This is a genomic window from Serratia entomophila, from assembly GCF_021462285.1.
GTDB classification, from domain to species: Bacteria; Pseudomonadota; Gammaproteobacteria; order Enterobacterales; family Enterobacteriaceae; genus Serratia; species Serratia entomophila.
In genome coordinates this window covers 684,373-702,901 of record NZ_CP082787.1, presented here as the reverse complement: position 1 = coordinate 702,901, position 18,529 = coordinate 684,373, and the positions used below count along the sequence as shown (strand labels likewise).

At 60.5% G+C, this 18,529-nt stretch carries 17 protein-coding genes and 1 riboswitch; of the genes, 12 read left to right on the top strand and 5 right to left on the bottom strand.

Translation table 11 applies throughout. The features are described from left to right. Nucleotides 1–336: 336 nt before the first annotated feature. Nucleotides 337–1,284 carry a transcriptional regulator LeuO gene (gene leuO, locus KHA73_RS03275; RefSeq protein WP_234588826.1) on the bottom strand — a complete coding sequence of 316 codons (948 nt, stop codon included), beginning with the start codon at nucleotides 1,282–1,284 and terminating at the stop codon, nucleotides 337–339. A 690-nt stretch (nucleotides 1,285–1,974) separates the two neighbouring features. On the opposite strand from leuO, the gene leuL reads away from it, so the two are divergent. The 5 genes from leuL (at nucleotide 1,975) to leuD (ending at nucleotide 6,833) form a co-directional block, all read left to right on the top strand. After that, on the top strand, nucleotides 1,975–2,058 hold the full coding sequence (gene leuL / locus KHA73_RS24640) for a leu operon leader peptide (RefSeq protein WP_380739776.1): 84 nt from the start codon (nucleotides 1,975–1,977) through the stop codon (nucleotides 2,056–2,058). A 90-nt stretch (nucleotides 2,059–2,148) separates the two neighbouring features. After that, a complete protein-coding gene (gene leuA / locus KHA73_RS03270; protein WP_234588802.1) occupies nucleotides 2,149–3,723 on the top strand; it encodes a 2-isopropylmalate synthase in 1,575 nt (524 codons plus the stop codon). Between the two features lie 2 nt (nucleotides 3,724–3,725). After that, a complete protein-coding gene (gene leuB, locus KHA73_RS03265; protein ID WP_234588800.1) occupies nucleotides 3,726–4,817 on the top strand; it encodes a 3-isopropylmalate dehydrogenase in 1,092 nt (363 codons plus the stop codon). 1 nt (nucleotide 4,818) lies between these two features. Beyond that, a complete protein-coding gene (gene leuC, locus KHA73_RS03260; RefSeq protein ID WP_234588798.1) occupies nucleotides 4,819–6,219 on the top strand; it encodes a 3-isopropylmalate dehydratase large subunit in 1,401 nt (466 codons plus the stop codon). An 11-nt stretch (nucleotides 6,220–6,230) separates the two neighbouring features. After that, complete coding sequence (leuD, locus tag KHA73_RS03255; protein WP_234588796.1) at nucleotides 6,231–6,833, top strand: 3-isopropylmalate dehydratase small subunit; 603 nt, start codon at nucleotides 6,231–6,233, stop codon at nucleotides 6,831–6,833. A gap of 37 nt (nucleotides 6,834–6,870) precedes the next feature. On the opposite strand, the gene KHA73_RS03250 is transcribed toward leuD, so the two are convergent. The 3 genes from KHA73_RS03250 to sgrT form a co-directional block, all read right to left on the bottom strand. After that, nucleotides 6,871–8,343 carry a DASS family sodium-coupled anion symporter gene (locus KHA73_RS03250; protein WP_234588794.1) on the bottom strand — a complete coding sequence of 491 codons (1,473 nt, stop codon included), beginning with the start codon at nucleotides 8,341–8,343 and terminating at the stop codon, nucleotides 6,871–6,873. 141 nt (nucleotides 8,344–8,484) lie between these two features. Beyond that, nucleotides 8,485–9,684 carry a sugar efflux transporter gene (locus KHA73_RS03245; protein WP_234588793.1) on the bottom strand — a complete coding sequence of 400 codons (1,200 nt, stop codon included), beginning with the start codon at nucleotides 9,682–9,684 and terminating at the stop codon, nucleotides 8,485–8,487. Between the two features lie 174 nt (nucleotides 9,685–9,858). After that, nucleotides 9,859–10,035 (bottom strand): glucose uptake inhibitor SgrT, encoded by a 177-nt coding sequence (sgrT, locus tag KHA73_RS03240; protein WP_234588791.1) that lies wholly within the window; start codon nucleotides 10,033–10,035, stop codon nucleotides 9,859–9,861. A gap of 87 nt (nucleotides 10,036–10,122) precedes the next feature. Between sgrT and sgrR the strand changes: the two genes are divergently transcribed. The 7 genes from sgrR to ilvN all read left to right on the top strand — a co-directional run bounded on the left by sgrR (nucleotide 10,123) and on the right by ilvN (nucleotide 17,615). Beyond that, a complete protein-coding gene (sgrR, locus tag KHA73_RS03235; protein ID WP_234588790.1) occupies nucleotides 10,123–11,784 on the top strand; it encodes an HTH-type transcriptional regulator SgrR in 1,662 nt (553 codons plus the stop codon). Between the two features lie 37 nt (nucleotides 11,785–11,821). Then, a riboswitch (TPP riboswitch) is annotated at nucleotides 11,822–11,939 on the top strand. A gap of 58 nt (nucleotides 11,940–11,997) precedes the next feature. Then, the gene (thiB, locus tag KHA73_RS03230) at nucleotides 11,998–12,984 is read left to right on the top strand and encodes a thiamine ABC transporter substrate binding subunit (RefSeq protein WP_234588788.1); all 987 of its coding nucleotides are present in this window, start codon (nucleotides 11,998–12,000) and stop codon (nucleotides 12,982–12,984) included. Next, nucleotides 12,960–14,564 (top strand): thiamine/thiamine pyrophosphate ABC transporter permease ThiP, encoded by a 1,605-nt coding sequence (gene thiP, locus KHA73_RS03225; protein WP_234588780.1) that lies wholly within the window; start codon nucleotides 12,960–12,962, stop codon nucleotides 14,562–14,564. The genes thiB and thiP overlap by 25 nt, the downstream gene beginning before the upstream one ends. A 43-nt stretch (nucleotides 14,565–14,607) precedes the next feature. After that, nucleotides 14,608–15,312, top strand: coding sequence for a thiamine ABC transporter ATP-binding protein ThiQ (thiQ, locus tag KHA73_RS03220; RefSeq protein ID WP_234588778.1), 705 nt, complete (start codon nucleotides 14,608–14,610; stop codon nucleotides 15,310–15,312). 87 nt (nucleotides 15,313–15,399) lie between these two features. Beyond that, nucleotides 15,400–15,513 (top strand): ilvB operon leader peptide IvbL, encoded by a 114-nt coding sequence (gene ivbL, locus KHA73_RS03215; protein WP_154747116.1) that lies wholly within the window; start codon nucleotides 15,400–15,402, stop codon nucleotides 15,511–15,513. 110 nt (nucleotides 15,514–15,623) lie between these two features. Beyond that, a complete protein-coding gene (gene ilvB / locus KHA73_RS03210; RefSeq protein WP_234588776.1) occupies nucleotides 15,624–17,318 on the top strand; it encodes an acetolactate synthase large subunit in 1,695 nt (564 codons plus the stop codon). A 3-nt stretch (nucleotides 17,319–17,321) separates the two neighbouring features. Then, nucleotides 17,322–17,615, top strand: coding sequence for an acetolactate synthase small subunit (gene ilvN, locus KHA73_RS03205; RefSeq protein WP_234588775.1), 294 nt, complete (start codon nucleotides 17,322–17,324; stop codon nucleotides 17,613–17,615). A 26-nt stretch (nucleotides 17,616–17,641) separates the two neighbouring features. Here the strand turns inward: ilvN and KHA73_RS03200 are convergent, their stop codons facing one another. Further along, nucleotides 17,642–18,412 (bottom strand): DedA family protein, encoded by a 771-nt coding sequence (locus tag KHA73_RS03200; protein ID WP_234588773.1) that lies wholly within the window; start codon nucleotides 18,410–18,412, stop codon nucleotides 17,642–17,644. Nucleotides 18,413–18,529: the final 117 nt, after the last annotated feature.

Sequence of the window (18,529 nt, the reverse complement as noted above, 5' to 3'; positions counted from 1 at the left end):
CAGCGTAGAGGTGTGAGCCAAAACTTTAGCAACCCTCACCGCACCTACAGATTGGACAAAGGGGCGGTGAAAAGGTTTTATGCCGGCAACAAAATGCGGCCCCTGCGGGCCGATCTTTAACATCAGATAAAAACACCAGTAAAAATGGCAGGAGCAGAATATAACTTCATATTAACTGTTTCTCATAAATTCATCATGGCAACGTCAAAAACTATTAAAGCATCACCCTATCGCCAAGAAACATCTTAATAAAAGCACAGATAGTTCTTACCTTTTCGTCACGTCTCCTCCATCATCATGGTTATTATCACGCCCTGGAAATAATCAACCGCCGGTTTATTTATGGGCCCCCGCTTCGGCCAGGACGGATTTCATCCATTGATGCCCTTTATCTCTCTCCGAAGAATCATGCCAGGACAGATAGCAGGTCGCCTTACTTTCTTCCCGCCATAACGGCAGCGCTTTTATTTTCAGTGAGGCCGCCTGCTGTCGCACCAGCCATGCCGGAGCAATGGCGACCATCTCCGTAAGGGAAACCATATTCAATACGCTGTATAAGTCAGTGCATTGTTGAATAACCGCGCGCTGCATAAATTCATCGGTATAGTAAGGTTTGCTGAACGATCCGAAACTTTCCAGAGAAACTACCGCATGTTGTTCCGTTAAAATCTGATCCCGCGTAACGCCGTCGGTCATGCGCGGATGTTCCTGAGCCACCGCCAGCACTAACTCATCGTCAAATAATGCTATATTGCGGAATTCCGCCGATTCAAAATGACTGTAGCCGATGACGAATTCCACATTCTGATAACGCAATTGATGTTCTATGTTATCGTTAATGTATGACTTTATTTGTAAATTAAGCTGAGGCGCGATCTGTTTAACATGGTTGATTATGTTCGCTCCCAGGCGTAAATCGAGCGGGCTGCACAGCGACAACGAGAAAACCCGCGCGCTGGTGAAGGGTTCGAACTCGGCGCCGGGCAGCTCATTTTGCACCAGCTGCAGCGCCTGGCGTACCGGCCCAAACAGTTGTCTGGCGCGCATGGTGGGCTGGATCCCGCGCCCGCAGCGCACGAACAGTTCGTCGTTAAACATCACCTTCAGGCGCGCAACGGCGTTGCTCACCGCCGGCTGCGACATTCCCAACGAATTAGCGGCTCGCGTAATATTCTGCATTTGCATAACAGAGTCAAAAACGGTCAACAAATTAAGATCGACGCTGCGCAAATGAATATCCGACGGTTCTTTAACCATGGTCACTTCTGAATCGTATTCAGCCATATTTCACTCCACTCAATCCTGTGTAGATAATCCAATCCCTATGTAGGAGAAACAATGATAAGCCGCATTGATTTATTCCCACACGACACAACCAGCACCCTTCAATTCTGTCGATAAATGTCATGGTATAAAACGAATATAGGGCGCATATCAGAAACCCCTCACTCAACCGAGAGGTACCCAGCCAATTCCGTACTAATAAATAGGTAGCAACAACAATGAAGCTATAAAACCGGCCCCGGATTAATAATCCAGACTATAAAAACACATCATGAACAATCAAACTACTTAAAAACCCATCAATAACGTATGTAAAGGCGCAGCTATGGGAGGGTTATTCTTAAAGCAATAAATAAAATATATACATTTTATTTAAATCATTTACTAAAACAATAAAAAACAGCCTATTCCCCGCAGCCGGCACCTCTTATTGCTTCCCATAAATTTTAACCCAATGAGGAACAGAAGCAATTGCCGCCGTATATATTCGATTCGTTTATGCTAAGCAGCGCGCAAACCGCCCCCTGTTTTTTCTCTGACCAGAGGCTTTTTCACCGAACTATCCTCTACTTTCCCCCGACGCCAATTTATCGACGCCGCCTTGCCCGCGCATTCAATCAGGTGTTGACATCGCCAAGCCAATCACGTATCAAATTAGGCAACACACAAATTAAGAGAAGCTGAACCCTCATGATCCGTACTCAACGTCTACTAGGCCTACTACTTAACGCATCTTGTTTGCGCGGTATGCCGGTGGATGGAATTCGGAGCTGATTCAGCCCATCCCCCATAAAAAACCCGCGCTACTGCGCGGGTTTTTTTTTACCCGCTTAGCGTGAAATCAACACGATAAGGAACGCCCCGATGAGCCAACAAGTCATTATTTTCGATACCACGCTGCGCGACGGTGAACAGGCGCTGCAGGCCAGCCTGAGCGTCAAAGAAAAGATTCAGATTGCGATGGCGCTGGAAAGAATGGGCGTCGACGTGATGGAGGTCGGCTTCCCGGTCTCCTCGCCGGGTGACTTCGAATCCGTGCAAACCATCGCCCGCCAAATCAAGAACAGCCGCGTCTGCGGGCTGGCGCGCTGCGTAGATAAAGACATCGACGTGGCCGCCGAAGCGCTGCGCGTCGCCGAGGCCTTCCGCATCCACGTTTTCCTGGCCACCTCGACCCTGCACATCGAATCGAAATTGAAGCGTTCGTTCGATGAAGTGCTGGAGATGGCGGTGCGCTCGGTCAAACGCGCTCGCAACTACACCGACGACGTGGAATTCTCCTGTGAAGACGCCGGCCGCACGCCGATCGACAACCTGTGTCGGGTGGTCGAAGCCGCCATTAACGCCGGCGCCACCACCATCAACATCCCGGACACCGTCGGCTACACCACGCCGAACCAGTTTGGCGGCATCATCACCACCCTGTACGACCGGGTGCCGAACATCGACAAAGCCATCATCTCCGTACACTGCCACGACGATCTGGGCATGGCGGTCGGCAACTCCATCGCCGCGGTGCAGGCCGGCGCACGCCAGGTCGAAGGCACCCTGAACGGCATCGGCGAACGCGCCGGCAACTGCTCGTTGGAAGAGGTGATCATGGCGATTAAGGTGCGCCAGGACATCATGAACGTGCACACCAACATCAACCACCAGGAAATCTTCCGTACCAGCCAGATAGTCAGCCAACTGTGCAATATGCCGATCCCGGCCAACAAGGCCATCGTCGGTTCCAACGCCTTCGCCCACTCCTCCGGCATCCATCAGGACGGCGTGCTGAAGAACCGCGAAAACTACGAAATCATGACCCCGCAGTCGATCGGCCTGAAAGACGTGCAGCTGAACCTGACCTCACGTTCCGGCCGCGCGGCGGTGAAACACCGCATGGAAGAGATGGGCTATCAGGAACAGGACTACAACCTGGACACGCTTTACGCCGCCTTCCTGAAGCTGGCCGACAAGAAGGGCCAGGTGTTCGATTACGATCTGGAAGCTTTGGCTTTCATTAACAAGCAGCAGGAAGAGCCGGAGCATTTCAGCCTGGATTACTTCAGCGTGCAGTCCGGCAGCAGCATTATGGCCACCGCCTCGGTGAAATTGATCTGCGGCGGCGAAGAAAAAGCCGAAGCGGCCACCGGCAACGGCCCGGTCGACGCGGTCTACCAGGCGATCAACCGCATCACCGATTACCCTATCGAACTGGTGAAATACCAGCTGACCGCCAAGGGCCAGGGCCGCGACGCGCTGGGCCAGGTGGATATCGTGGTGTCCTACAACGGCCGCCGCTTCCACGGCGTAGGCCTGGCGACCGACATCGTCGAATCCTCCGCCAAGGCGATGGTTCACGTATTGAATAATATTTGGCGCTCACAGCAGGTAGAAAAAGAAAAGCAGCGTCTGCAGCAAAGCAAACATCAAAATAATCAGGAAACGGTGTGAACATGACGAAGACTTACCATATTGCCGTCTTGCCCGGAGACGGAATCGGCCCGGAAGTAATGGCTCAGGCGCACAAGGTGCTGGACGCGGTGCGTCAGCGCTTTGATATCCGCATCACCACCGCCGAATACGACGTCGGCGGCATCGCCATCGATCGCCACGGCAGCCCGCTGCCGCCTGCGACCGTCGCCGGCTGCGAGCAGGCGGATGCGATCCTGTTCGGTTCGGTAGGCGGCCCGAAATGGGAGCATTTGCCGCCGGCCGAGCAGCCTGAACGCGGCGCCCTGCTGCCGCTGCGCAAACACTTCAAGCTGTTCAGCAACCTGCGCCCTGCGCGTTTGTACCAGGGCCTGGAAGCGTTTTGCCCACTGCGCGCCGACATCGCCGCGCGCGGATTCGATATCCTGTGCGTGCGGGAATTGACCGGCGGCATCTACTTCGGCCAGCCGAAGGGACGCGAAGGCCAGGGCATGCAGGAACGCGCCTTTGATACCGAGGTCTATCACCGTTTCGAAATTGAACGCATCGCGCGCATCGCCTTCGAATCCGCCCGCAAGCGCCGCAACAAGGTCACCTCTATCGACAAGGCCAACGTGTTGCAAAGCTCTATCCTGTGGCGTGAAGTGGTCAATCAGGTCGCCAAAGACTATCCGGACGTCTCGCTCTCGCACATGTACATCGACAACGCCACCATGCAGCTGATTAAAGATCCGTCCCAGTTCGACGTGCTGCTGTGCTCCAACCTGTTCGGCGACATCCTGTCCGACGAGTGCGCGATGATCACCGGCTCGATGGGCATGCTGCCGTCCGCCAGCCTGAACGAACAAGGCTTCGGGTTGTATGAGCCGGCCGGGGGCTCCGCGCCGGACATAGCGGGTAAAGGCATCGCCAACCCGGTAGCTCAGATCCTGTCCGCCACCCTGCTGTTGCGTTACAGCCTGGGCGCCGATGAAGCGGCCGACGCCGTTGAACGCGCCATCAACCAGGCGTTGGAACAGGGCTACCGCACCGCCGATCTGGCCGGTGAAGGCAAAGCCGTCAGCACCGATGAAATGGGCGACATCATCGCCCGCTTTGTAACCCAGGGGGCATAACATGGCCAAGACCTTATATCAGAAGCTGTACGATGCCCACGTGGTGTACGAAGCGCCGAACGAAACGCCGCTGCTGTATATCGACCGCCATTTGGTGCACGAAGTCACCTCGCCGCAGGCGTTCGACGGCCTGCGCGCCATGGGCCGCAAGGTGCGCCAGCCGGGCAAGACCTTCGCCACCATGGATCACAACGTTTCGACCCAAACCAAAGACATCAACGCCAGCGGCGAGATGGCGCGCATCCAGATGCAGGAGCTGATCAAGAACTGCGCGGAATTCGGCGTCTCGCTGTATGACCTGAATCACCCGTTCCAGGGCATCGTGCACGTGATCGGCCCCGAGCAGGGCATGACGCTGCCGGGCATGACCATCGTCTGCGGCGACTCGCACACCGCCACCCACGGCGCGTTCGGTTCGCTGGCGTTCGGTATCGGCACCTCTGAAGTGGAGCACGTGCTGGCCACCCAGACCCTGAAGCAGGGCCGCGCCAAAACCATGAAGATTGAAGTTACCGGCGACGCCGCCGAAGGCATCACCGCCAAGGATATCGTGCTGGCGGTGATCGGCAAAACCGGCAGCGCCGGCGGCACCGGTCACGTGGTGGAATTCTGCGGCAAAGCCATTGAGGCGCTGAGCATGGAAGGCCGCATGACGTTGTGCAACATGGCAATCGAAATGGGCGCCAAAGCGGGCCTGGTGGCGCCGGACGACACCACCTTCGATTACCTGAAGGGCCGCCAGTTTGCGCCGACCGGCGACAGCTGGGAGCAGGCGGTCGCCTACTGGCGCACGCTGAAATCCGACGACGCGGCTAAATTCGACGCCGTGGTCACGCTGCGCGCCGAAGACATCGCGCCGCAGGTCACCTGGGGCACCAACCCGGGCCAGGTGATCGCCGTCAACCAGGCGATCCCCGCACCTGAATCCTTCAGCGATCCGGTCGAGCGCGCCTCCGCCGAAAAAGCGCTGGCCTATATGGACCTGAAACCGGGCATCAAACTGACCGAAGTGCCGATCGATAAAGTGTTTATCGGCTCTTGCACTAACTCACGCATCGAAGATTTGCGCGCGGCGGCGGCGATCGCCAAAGGCCGCAAGGTCGCCAGCGGCGTGCAGGCGATCGTGGTGCCGGGCTCCGGCCCGGTGAAGGCGCAGGCGGAAGCCGAAGGCCTGGATAAAATCTTTATCGAAGCCGGTTTTGAATGGCGTTTGCCGGGCTGCTCGATGTGCCTGGCGATGAACAACGACCGCCTGAACCCGGGCGAGCGCTGCGCATCCACCAGCAACCGTAACTTCGAAGGGCGTCAGGGCCGCGGTGGGCGCACCCACCTGGTCAGCCCGGCGATGGCCGCCGCGGCCGCCGTTGCCGGCCATTTCGCCGATATTCGCGACATTCACTGAGGGGCACGACCGTGGCTAAATTTACTCAACACACCGGTTTGGTGGTGCCTTTGGATGCGGCAAACGTCGACACCGACGCCATCATTCCAAAACAGTTTTTGCAGAAAGTGACGCGCACCGGCTTCGGCCAGCACCTGTTCAACGACTGGCGCTTCCTCGACGACGCCGGCCAGCAGCCAAACCCGGATTTCGTGCTGAACAAACCGCGCTATAAAGGGGCCAGCATCCTGCTGGCGCGGGAAAACTTCGGCTGCGGCTCCTCACGCGAGCACGCGCCCTGGGCGCTGACCGACTACGGTTTCAAGGTGGTGATTGCACCGAGCTTCGCCGATATCTTCTACGGCAACTCGTTCAACAACCAATTGCTGCCGGTCACCCTGAGCGAACAGCAGGTCGATGAGCTGTTCAGGCTGGTAGCGGACCACGAAGGCGTCGAGTTCGTGGTCGATCTGGAAAACCAGACCGTCAGCGCCGGCGGCAAGAGCTACCCGTTCGAGATAGACAGCTTCCGCCGCCACTGCATGATCAACGGGCTGGACAGCATCGGCCTGACGCTGCAGCACGAAGCGGACATCTCCCGCTACGAGGCGCAGCAGCCGGCGTTTCTGAATTAATCCCCTTCACCCGCCGCCCGGCGGGTGAATTTTTTTCTCACCAATAACCCAACCACTTCCACCATGCCCCGCCGATCAACACCCAGATCAGCAGGTTGATCACGCTCATCACCAGCCCGGTTTTCCACCACTCGCCCAGCGTCACATAGCCGGAGCCGAAAATAATCGGCGCGGTGCCGGTGCCGTAATGGGTCAGCGACATCATCAGCGAAGAAGAGAACGCCAGAATCAGCCCCAGCAGCGCCGGCGGCGCGCCAAGCGCTATCCCGGCGGCGAAGAAGGCGGCGAACATCGCGGTAACGTGCGCGGTGGTGCTGGCGAAGAAGTAGTGGGAATACAGATAGATAATGGTAAGCAGCAGGGTACCGCCGACCCAGCTCATGCCCATATGGTCGATGCCGCTGCCCACGGTCTGCGACAGCCAGCCGATCAGCCCCAGTTTGCCGAGGAAGCTGGCCATCATCACCAGCGCCGAGAACCACACCACGGTGTCCCAGGCCCCTTTGTGCTTCAGCACGTCTTCCCAACTCAACACGCCGGTGGCCAGCAGCACCGCCAGGCCAATCAGCGCCGCGGTGGTCGGATTAACCGCCAGCGCCGGCCCGAAGATCATTGCCGGGATACCGGCCCACAGCGCCAACAGCAGTGCGAACACCGCCAGGGTGATTTTCTCCGGCAGCGTCACCGGCCCCAGCGCCTGCAGTTTCTCGCGGGCGAAACGCGGCGCATCCGGGGTGCTTTTCACCTCGGGCGGGTACAGCAGATAGATTATCAGCGGCATAACGATCAGCGAGCACAGCCCCGGCACCAGCGCGGCCACCGCCCACATCGACCAGGAAAGCTCGAAGCTGCCGTGAGTGCCTTTGGCGATCAGGCTGACGATCAGCGGGTTAGGCGCGGTGGCGGTAATAAACATCGCCGAGGTGACCGGGTTGATGTTGTAGTTGACCAGCGACAGATAGCGGCCGATTTTGCCGGAGGTATTCAGCTCGGGCCTGGAGCCGAAGCTGTCGGCTATAGACCTCATGATAGGGTGGATAATGCCGCCGCCGCGCGCGGTGTTGCTGGGGGTTACCGGCGCCAGCGTGGTTTCCGCCAGCGTCAGCGCATAGGCGATACCCAGCGTTTTTTTGCCGAACAGCGAGATGAAATAGTAACCGATGCGCGCGCCCAATCCGGTTTTGTTCAGGCTGAGGGAGATCATGATAGAAAAGCCGATCAGCCAGATCAGCGGGTTGGAAAATCCGCTGAGCGCGTCGTCCAGCGCCGCGCCCGGCTTGCCGGGGTTGGTTACGCCGGTCACCGCCACCAGCGCGATGGCGATCGTCGAAACGGCGCCGATCGGCATCGCCTTGCCGATGATGGCGATGATGGTGCCGATAAACAGCGCCAGCAGCTGCCAGGCGTTGGGGGCGACCCCCTCCGGCACCGGGATGAGAAACCAAATGATCAGCGTGGCGGCGACGGCGCACAGGGAAGGAACAGGCTTGAGCGGTGTCAGTTTATCCATAACGTACCCACTTTTCTAAACGGATCGGCATCTCAGCTGCAAGATGGGCGAGAACGCGGCGAACGCGTTCTGTGTCCGTTTAGCTTGGGCGTCTGGTTTAAGCTTCTCAATGACTTGCGTCAATAATGACGGCGTTTGATCTCACACTTCGCGCACCCGGGCGCTCATCCACAACGCCGCCACCGCCAGCAGCGCCGCCAGCCAGTAAACGGCGTAGTGCCCCAGGTTCTCCACCAGCGCCCCCTGCAGCACCCCGGCCAGGATCACCCCGGTGGAAATGCTGTTGGTGAACAGCGTGGTGGCAGCGCCTGGCCGCCCCGGCATCAGATCCTGAAAATACAGCATGCCGATACCGGCTACGATGCCGATAAAAATGGCGTTCAGCAGCTGCAGCGCAATCAGCGCCGTTTTACCGGTGAACACCATCAGCCCGCCGTAGAACAGCACCCCGGCCAGTACCGCAAACAGCATCATGTTGCGTTTGCCGAAGCGTTTAACGTAATAACCGGCCAACAGCATCGCCGGGATCTCCAGCCCGGCGGCGGTGCCCATCAGCAGCCCGGCCAGCTTCTCCGGCAGGCCGAGATCGGCGGTGATATACAGCGGCATATCGATGATATACATGGTGTTGCAGGTCCACATCAGCATCGAGGCGACAAACAGCAGCCGCACGTCGCGGTTGCGCCAGGCGCTGGCGGGCGCAATCGGCGCGGAGGTGCCGCCCTGCAGGCTATCGCCCGCCTCTTCCGCACGCGGCACCGACGGCAGGGCGAACCACACCAGCAGCGTACACGCGGCAAAGGTAGCGGCGGCAATCAGGAACATCACCGTGAAGCCGTAGCTCAACGCCAGCGCGAAAGACAGCGGCGGCCCAACTACCCAGGCCAGCGACAGCTGTGCGCGCATCACCGAACTGAACATCACCACCTCGCGCGCTTCGCTGTCAGCGTATTCGCGCGCCAGCGCGAAAATCTGCGGCATGGCGGTATTGGCCACCGCCGACATCAGCACGCCGGCGGTGATCAGCGTCAGGTAGTCGCGGTTGAAGGCGAACAGCAGGCAGTTGCCGACCGCCATCAGGCAGCAAAGCAGAATCAGCATGCGCCGATCGCCGCGGGTGTCGGAACGCTTGGCCAGCAGGAAGCTAACGACAATGCCGGCCACCGCGTTGGCGGTATAGAACAAGCCTACCCACAGCGGCCGCACCTTCACCTCGGTGGTCAGAAACAGGCTCAGCGTCGGCGCCAGCAAGGCACCGGCGATGCCCGAAAGAAAGGCGATCAGCAGGAAAGCGGCAAAAATGGGATTAAAACGTTGTGACAGCCAGCTCAGGCGTTGCATATCTTCGTCCCTGACCTTAAAGCAGAAGTGGAAACCTTAGGCCACGGCGGGAAAAATGCAAGCGCCTCGCCAGGACCACGAATAAAAAAACCAGTGGGTTACCCCACTGGCTGGTGAAACTGCACCATTACTCAGAAACTCTTTTGCCCCGCGTATTTCAAGCCGCAGCGTCGTTCAAAGATGTTCGCGGTACTGCTTTTCGCTCATGTCCTTGATATCCCACTGGGTCAGGTGGGCCAGCATCTCCAGCCGCGCCTGCTCAGGCACCAGACCCAGCCAGTCGGCGTGCTGGCGGCGCACCGCGCTGAAATAGCGCTGATAGAACCGTTTTGACAAGAAAGCTTTCATCATTCGCCCTCCCCCTTTCATTGATTAAAATTATCGGCGTAATATAGGGAAAGATAAATTGACGAATTGATGCGGGAGCGTTCCTCTTTTATGTCCACCTCCAGATTGCAGCAGCAGTTCATCCGCCTGTGGCAGCGCTGCCATGGCGAAACCACCGAAACCACGCTGCAGGAACTGGCGGAGGTGCTCAGCTGTTCGCGGCGCCACGTGCGCTCGCTGCTGAGCGCCATGCAGCAGCAGGGCTGGCTGACCTGGCAGGCGGAGTCGGGGCGCGGCAAGCGTTCGCAGCTCAGCTTCCACTATACCGGCCTGGCGCTGCAGCAGCAGCGGGCCGAGGAGCTGCTGGAGCAGGATCGCATCGATCAATTGGTACAGCTGGTCGGCGACAAAAACGTGGTGCGCCAGATGCTGTTGTCCCAGCTGGGCCGCAGCTTCCGCCAGGGCAAACACATTCTGCGGGTGCTCTACTATCGCCAGTTGTACAACCTGTTGCCCGGCTCGGCGCTGCGGCGTTCGGAAACCCACCTGGCCCGGCAAATCTTCAGCGGTCTGACGCGCATAAATGAGGAAAACGGGGAACTGGAGTCCGATCTTTCCCATCACTGGCAGGCCCTGACACCGCTGCACTGGCGTTTTTACCTGCGCCCGGCGATCCATTTCCACCACGGCCGCGAACTGGAGATGGAAGACGTCATCAGCTCGCTCAACCGGTTGATGCCGCAACCGCTGTTTTCACACATCGAGAGCGTCACCTCGCCGACGCCTTACGTCATCGATGTGCGCCTGAACAGCCCCGACTACTGGCTACCCTGGCTGCTGGGCAGCGTGCACGCGATGATCCTGCCGCGCGAATGGCGCAGCCTGCCGGATTTCGCCCGCCATCCGATAGGCACTGGCCCATACAGCGTGGTGCGTAACCACCGCAGCCAGATGAAGATCCACGCCTTCGATGACTATTTTGGCTACCGGGCGCTGATCGACGAGGTGAATATCTGGGTGCTGCCGGAAGTTACCGAGGAGCTGGTGCACTCCGGCGTCCAGCTGCAGGGCGACGACACCGGCAAAAACGAGCTGGAAAGCCGGCTGGAGGAAGGCTGCTACTTTCTGCTGTTCGACCAGCGTTCCCTGCTGGCGGCCGATCCGGCCATCCGCAGCTGGCTGTGCGAACTGATCAACCCAATATCTCTATTGAGCAACGCCGGGCCGGTCTACCAACGCTATTGGTCGCCGGCCTATGGCCTGCTGCCGCGCTGGCATCACAATCGCGCGCTGGCGCAGCAGCCCAAACCGGCGGGCCTGACCGCGCTGACGATCACCTATTTCAACGAGCACTCGGAGTTCCACGCCATCCGCCAGGCCATCGAACCGCTGCTGGCTCAGCATGGCGTCAGGCTGATTGTGCAGACCGTAGATTACGCCACCTGGCATAAGGGCGATGCGCAGAGCGATCTGTGGCTCGGCAGCGCCAATTTTACCCTGCCGCTGGAATTCTCGCTGTTCGCCACCCTGTATGAGCTGCCGCTGTTGCAGCACTGCATGCATGAAGATCTGGCGCAGGACGCCGCGCAGTGGCGCGCCAACCGCCTGCCGCTGGCGGATTTCTGCCAACGGCTGGTCAGCGGACACCAGCTGCATCCGCTGTTCCACCACTGGCTGCAGCTGCACGGCCAGCGCAGCATGCGCGGCGTGCGCATGAACACCCTCGGCTGGTTCGACTTCAAATCCGCCTGGTTTGCACCGCCGGAGGCATAAGCGCCTTTCGCCTGCGTCGGTTAGTCTTTACAATAGCGCCGTCTCAACGGGGTGCGGAAAGCAGGCGATGAAGAAAGCCCGCTTTTCCGCTGAGAGCACACCCGTCGAACCTGATCCGGTCAATACCGGCGGAGGGATTTGAGCATAGCGATCCGGCCTGGCCGCCTCGCCCCTCTCAGATGCCCTTGCCCCCTTATTTTTCAGGAGTGCAACGTGGTCAAAAAATATCTGCCCTGCTTACTGCTGCTGTGCGCCGCGCCGGCGCTCGCCAAGCCGACGCTGACGGTCTACACCTATGACTCCTTCGCCGCCGACTGGGGCCCCGGCCCGGCGGTGAAAAAAGCCTTCGAGGCCGACTGCGACTGCGAGCTGAAATTCGTCGCGCTGGAAGACGGCGTGTCGCTGCTGAACCGCCTGCGCATGGAAGGCACCAACAGCGCAGCCGACGTGGTGCTGGGCCTGGACAACAACCTGCTGCAGGCCGCCCAGCAGACCGGGCTGTTCGCGCCGAGCGGCGTGGATACCGGCAAACTGACCGTGCCGGGCGGCTGGCAGGATAAAACCTTCGTGCCTTATGACTACGGCTACTTCGCCTTCGTCTACAACAAGGACAAACTGAAAAACCCGCCGAAAAGCCTGCAGGAACTGGTCAGCAGCGATCAAAACTGGAAGGTGATCTATGAAGATCCGCGCACCAGCACGCCGGGCCTCGGCCTGCTGCTGTGGATGCAAAAGGTCTATGGCGACAAGGCGCCGGCGGCCTGGCGGCAGCTGGCGAAGAAAACCGTCACCGTCACCAAAGGCTGGAGCGAAGCCTACGGCCTGTTCCTCAAGGGCGAAGGCGACCTGGTGCTCAGCTATACCACTTCCCCGGCCTATCACCTGATTGAAGAGAAAAAAGACGGCTACGCCGCCGCCAACTTCAGCGAAGGCCACTACTTGCAGGTTGAAGTGGCGGGCAAGCTGAAGGCCGCCAAACAGCCGGCGCTGGCGGAGCGCTTCATGCAATTTATGGTGACACCGGCGTTCCAGAACAGCATTCCGACCGGCAACTGGATGTACCCGGTGATAAACACCCCGCTGCCGGCCGGCTTTGAACAGATGATAGTCCCACAGACCGCGCTGCAGTACAGCGCCGAAGAGGTGGCCAGGCAACGCGGCAGTTGGATCCGGGCATGGCAAACCGCCGTCAGCCAGTAATCCCCCGCTGGCTATGGCCGGGGCTGCTGGCCGCCGGGCTGATCCTGGCCATCGCCGCGCTGGCGATGGGCTCGCTGTGGCGGCACGCGCCGGAAAGCGACTGGCGCGGCCTGTGGCAGGACAGCTACCTGTGGCACGTGGTGCGCTTCACCTTTCGGCAGGCGCTGCTGTCTGCGCTGATCTCGGTGCTGCCCGCCATCCTGCTGGCGCGGGCGCTGTATCGCCGCCGCTTCCCCGGCCGCCAACTGCTGCTCCGGCTGTGCGCAATGACGCTGGTGCTGCCGGTGCTGGTGGCGGTGTTCGGCCTGCTCAGCGTCTATGGCCGCCAGGGCTGGCTGGCGACGCTGTGCGGCTGGCTGGGCGTCAACTACAGCTTCTCGCCGTATGGCCTGCAGGGCATCCTGCTGGCGCACGTGTTTTTTAACCTGCCGCTGGCCACCCGCCTGCTGATGCAGGCGCTGGAACATATCCCGGTCGAACAGCGCCAGCTGGCGGCTCAGCTCGGCATGAACGGCTGGCAGCAGTTCCGCTTTGTCGAATGGCCGGCGCTGCGCCGGCAGATCCTGCCGAGCGGCGCCTTGATTTTCATGCTGTGCTTCGCCAGTTTCGCCACCGTACTGTCGCTGGGCGGCGGGCCCCAGGCCACCACGATAGAACTGGCTATCTATCAGGCGCTGAGCTACGACTACGATCTCAGCCGCGCCGCGCTGCTGGCGCTGATCCAGCTGACATGCTGCCTGGGCCTGGTGGTGCTCAGCCAGCGGCTGGGCCAGGCGTTGCCGGTGGGCCATACCCAAGCACACCTCTGGCGCAACCCGGAGGACAGCCTGTGGCGCCGCGTCAGCGATTTCCTGCTGATCGCCGCCGCCCTCTTGCTGCTGCTGCCGCCGCTGCTGGCGGTGGTCGCCGACGGCGCCAATCAGGCGATGGTCAGCGTGCTGCAACAGCAGATGCTGTGGCAGGCGCTGTTCACCTCGCTGCGCATCGCGCTCGGCGCCGGCCTGCTGTGCGTGGCCTTGACCATGATGCTGCTGTGGAGCAGCCGCGAGCTCAAGCTGCGCCAACGTCTGCGCTGGGGCCAAACGCTGGAGCTGAGCGGCATGGTGATCCTGGCGATGCCGGGCATCGTGCTGGCCACCGGTTTCTTCCTGCTGCTGAGCGACACCCTCGGGCTGCCGCAGTCGCCTTACGCGCTGGTGATCCTCACCAATGCGCTGATGGCGGTGCCTTATGCGCTGAAGGTGCTGGAAAACCCGATGCGCGATCTGGCCGAGCGCTACAATCCGCTGTGCCTGTCGCTGGACATGCGCGGCTGGCGGCGGCTGCGGCTGATCGAACTGAAGGCGCTGCGCCGCCCGCTGGCGCAGGCGCTGGCCTTCGCCTGCGTGCTGTCCATCGGCGATTTCGGCGTGGTCGCCTTGTTCGGCAACGAGCATTTCCGTACCCTGCCTTTTTACCTGTATCAGCAGATTGGCGCCTACCGCAGCAACGACGGGGCGGTAACCGCGCTGCTGCTGTTGCTGCTGTGCTTCCTGCTGTTTACCCTGATCGAACGTCTACCGGGCCGCTCCGCTCAATAGATTGCAACTGCTGCAAGGCGGCGACTTGAAAAATGAAAAACCTATGCTGACGCTTGAAAAACTGACCTACCTGTATGAACACCTGCCGATGCGCTTTGACCTGCACATTCAGCCGGGCGAGCGCGTTGCGGTGCTCGGGCCCAGCGGCGCGGGCAAAAGCACCCTGCTGAGCCTGATCGCCGGTTTTCTGCCGGCGGCCAGCGGCAGACTGTTGCTCGACGGCGAGGAGCACACCGCCACGCCGCCGGCCAAACGGCCGGTGTCGATGCTGTTTCAGGAAAACAACCTGTTCGCTCACCTGACGGTGGCGCAGAACATCGGGCTGGGCCTCGATCCCGGCCTGCGGCTGAATGCGCAGCAACAGCGGCAGCTGGCGCAGATAGCCGGGCAGGTCGGGCTGGAAGAACACCTTGAACGCCTGCCGGCACAGCTGTCCGGCGGCCAGCGGCAGCGCGCCGCCCTGGCGCGTTGCCTGATACGCCAACGGCCGATCCTGCTGCTCGATGAGCCCTTCTCGGCGCTCGATCCGGCGCTGCGCAACGAAATGCTGCAGCTGCTGCAGGAGGTGTGCGAACAGCGCAGCCTGACGCTGCTGATGGTGTCGCACAACCTGGACGACGCCGCGCGCATCGCCCCGCGCACGCTGCTGGTGGTGGACGGCCGCATCTATTACGACGGCCCGACGCAGGCCCTGTTGGACGGCAGCGCGCCGGAGGCGCAGGTGCTGGGCATTGCGCATAAAGCGTGATCGGACGCGCGTTTTTTATGCTGGGCAAATAAACCTGTTGTGCGAATTTTTCGCCTGTGGTTTTATAAAAACCTGACTTTTTTACTGATGATAAGGTTCCCTGTGATCGCATCCTCGCTGACTTCGACCCTACTAGTTACCGCGCTACCAGCCGCGGTGGTCGTCGTGCGTGTGGTGGTGGTCGTCGGCAATGCGCCGTAGGGTCCGAATCAACGCATCGATTCCCAAACCCCGCCGGCGCAAACCGGGCGGGGTTTCTTGTTTTAGCACCCTGCCCAGAAAAGCAACCGGCCTCGAGAAAGGACAGGAACATGGCAATTTCGGGCACGTCTCAACCAGGCACCAGATTCACCGGCGCACAACTGATCGTTCACCTGCTGGAGCGCCAGGGCATCACCACGGTCGCCGGCATTCCGGGCGGCGCGGCGCTGCCGCTGTATGACGCGCTGAGCCAAAGCACCCGCATCCACCACGTATTGGCGCGCCACGAACAGGGTGCCGGCTTTATGGCACAGGGCATGGCGCGGGCCAACGGCAAGGCGGCGGTATGCATCGCCTCCAGCGGCCCGGGGGCCACCAACCTGGTCACCGCCATCGCCGACGCCAAGCTCGACTCCATCCCGCTGGTGTGCATCACCGCTCAGGTGCCTTCCTCGATGATCGGCACCGACGCCTTCCAGGAGGTGGATACCTACGGCATCTCAATCCCGATCACCAAGCACAACCACCTGGTGCGCGATATCCGCGAACTGCCGCAGGTGATCTGCGACGCCTTCCGCATCGCCGAATCCGGCCGCCCCGGCCCGGTGTGGATCGATATCCCGAAAGACGTGCAAACCGCCGAGATAACATTGGATGAGCTGCCGCCGATCGCCGTACCCGATGCGGCACCGGCCTTCGAACCGGCGCAGGTGGCGCAGGCCGCCGCGATGATCAACCAGGCCAAGCGCCCGATCCTCTACCTCGGCGGCGGCATTATCTGCGCCGAAGCCCACCAACAGGCGCTGGAGCTGGCGGAACGCGCCGGCCTGCCCACCACCATGACGCTGATGGCGCTGGGCGCGATGCCGGTGGAGCATCCGCTGTCGCTGGGCATGCTGGGGATGCATGCGGCGCGCAGCACCAACTTTATTCTGCAGGAGGCCGATCTGCTGATCGTGCTGGGTGCGCGCTTCGACGATCGGGCGATTGGCAAAACCGAACAGTTCTGCCCCAACGCCGCCATCATTCACGTGGACATAGATCGCGCCGAACTGGGCAAGGTGAAGCAGGCCAACGTGGCTATCCATGCCGACGTCGGCCAGGTATTGCAGCAGCTGCTGCCGCTGATCGAGACGCAGCCGCGCAGCGAATGGCTGAGCACCGTGAACGACCTGAAGCGCGAGTTCCCGTTCAACATGCCGAATGCGCAAGATCCGCTGAGCCACTATGGTTTGGTGTTGGCCGCCGCACGCTGCGTGGACGACAGCGCCATCATCACCACCGACGTGGGCCAGCATCAGATGTGGGTGGCGCAGGCGTATCCGCTGAGCCGCCCGCGCCAGTGGCTGACCTCCGGCGGCCTCGGCACCATGGGCTTCGGTCTGCCGGCGGCGATCGGCGCGGCGCTGGCCGAACCGCAACGCAAAGTGCTGTGCTTCTCCGGCGACGGCAGCCTGATGATGAACATTCAGGAAATGGCCACCGCGGTCGAGCAGGATCTGGACGTAAAAATCATTCTGATGAACAACCAGGCGCTGGGATTGGTGCATCAGCAGCAAACCCTGTTCTACCAGCAACGCATCTTTGCCGCCGCCTACCCTAAGCGCACCGATTTCCTCAAGATCGCCGCCGGTTTCGGGCTGGACACCTGCGACCTGAACGCCGCGGAAGATCCGCAGGCCGCCCTGGCCGAGGCGATTCAGCGTCCAGGGCCCTGCCTGATCCACGCGCTGATCGATATTAACGAAAAAGTGTTCCCGATGGTGCCGCCGGGCGCCGCCAACATCGACATGATTGGAGAATAAGCCATGCTGCAACAACAAGATAAACCACAGGTGATCCTGGAGCTGGCGGTACGAAACCATCCCGGCGTGATGTCGCACGTCTGCGGCCTGTTTGCCCGCCGCGCTTTCAACGTCGAGGGCATCCTGTGCATGCCGTTGAAAGACGGCCAGCAGAGCCGCATCTGGCTGCTGGTGGCCGACGACCAGCGGTTGGTGCAGATGATAAGCCAGGTGGAAAAACTGGAGGACGTGCTGCAGGTGAAACGCCACAGCGAAGACGTGCGGGTGTTCGAACAGCTGGAGGCGTTCTTCCAGTAAAGCGAACGGGGGCAAACGCCCCGCTGTCATTGCCCGGACAACACCTTCCACAACAGATGCCGATACACCGGCATCAGCGGCTGCTGGCTCAGCAGATAACCGACCGCCAGCGCCGCGAGCCAGCTAAACACGCAGGCTATGCGCAGCCGCCCCGGCGACAGCCACCGGCTCAGCCGATCGGCGCGGCGCTTATCTTCGCGCCACCAGCGCCAACTCAGCCAGGCGGCCAGCCAGATAAGCACCGCCGCCGCCAACAGCAACCACTTGAACATGGCGCTGTCGGCGCTGGCGGGAATGTCGATCGCCACGCCGGCCAAAATGCCGGGGAAGAAATACACCGGCGGCCAGGTGACGCAGCCGATGATGTTCGGCAGGGCGAACTTGTACGGCGGCAGATCGAGCATACCGGCCACCATCGGCACCAGCGGGCGCGTCGGGCCGACAAAACGGCCAATCAGGATAGTGGCCATGCTGTGCTGGTGCAGCGCGTGCTCTGTCTTGTCGAGCATCGCCTTGTTCTTCTTCAGAAATGACCAGCGATGCAGCGGCCCCTTGAAGGCGCGGCCGATGAAGTAGGAGATCCAGTCTCCCAACAAACAGCCGAGGATGCCGGCCGCCCAGGCGTAATAGAAGTCCACCTTGCCGCTGCCGATCAGCGCGCCGATGCTGGCCATCATTACCGTACCGGGCAGCAACAGCCCCACCAACGCCAGCGATTCCAAAAATGCGACCAACATGACGACCATCAGGGTGAAAGCCAATGACTGGGTGATCAAATGCTGTAAATAGGCTTCCATTAAACCTCTGTTCGTTAGGCAAAGCGCGGGCGAAGGATTGTCCGGTGCAGCCGGAGACGAGTCAATCGATGAATTGTATGCGTTTTTGGCAATGCCGCACAGCCGTGGACAATACCT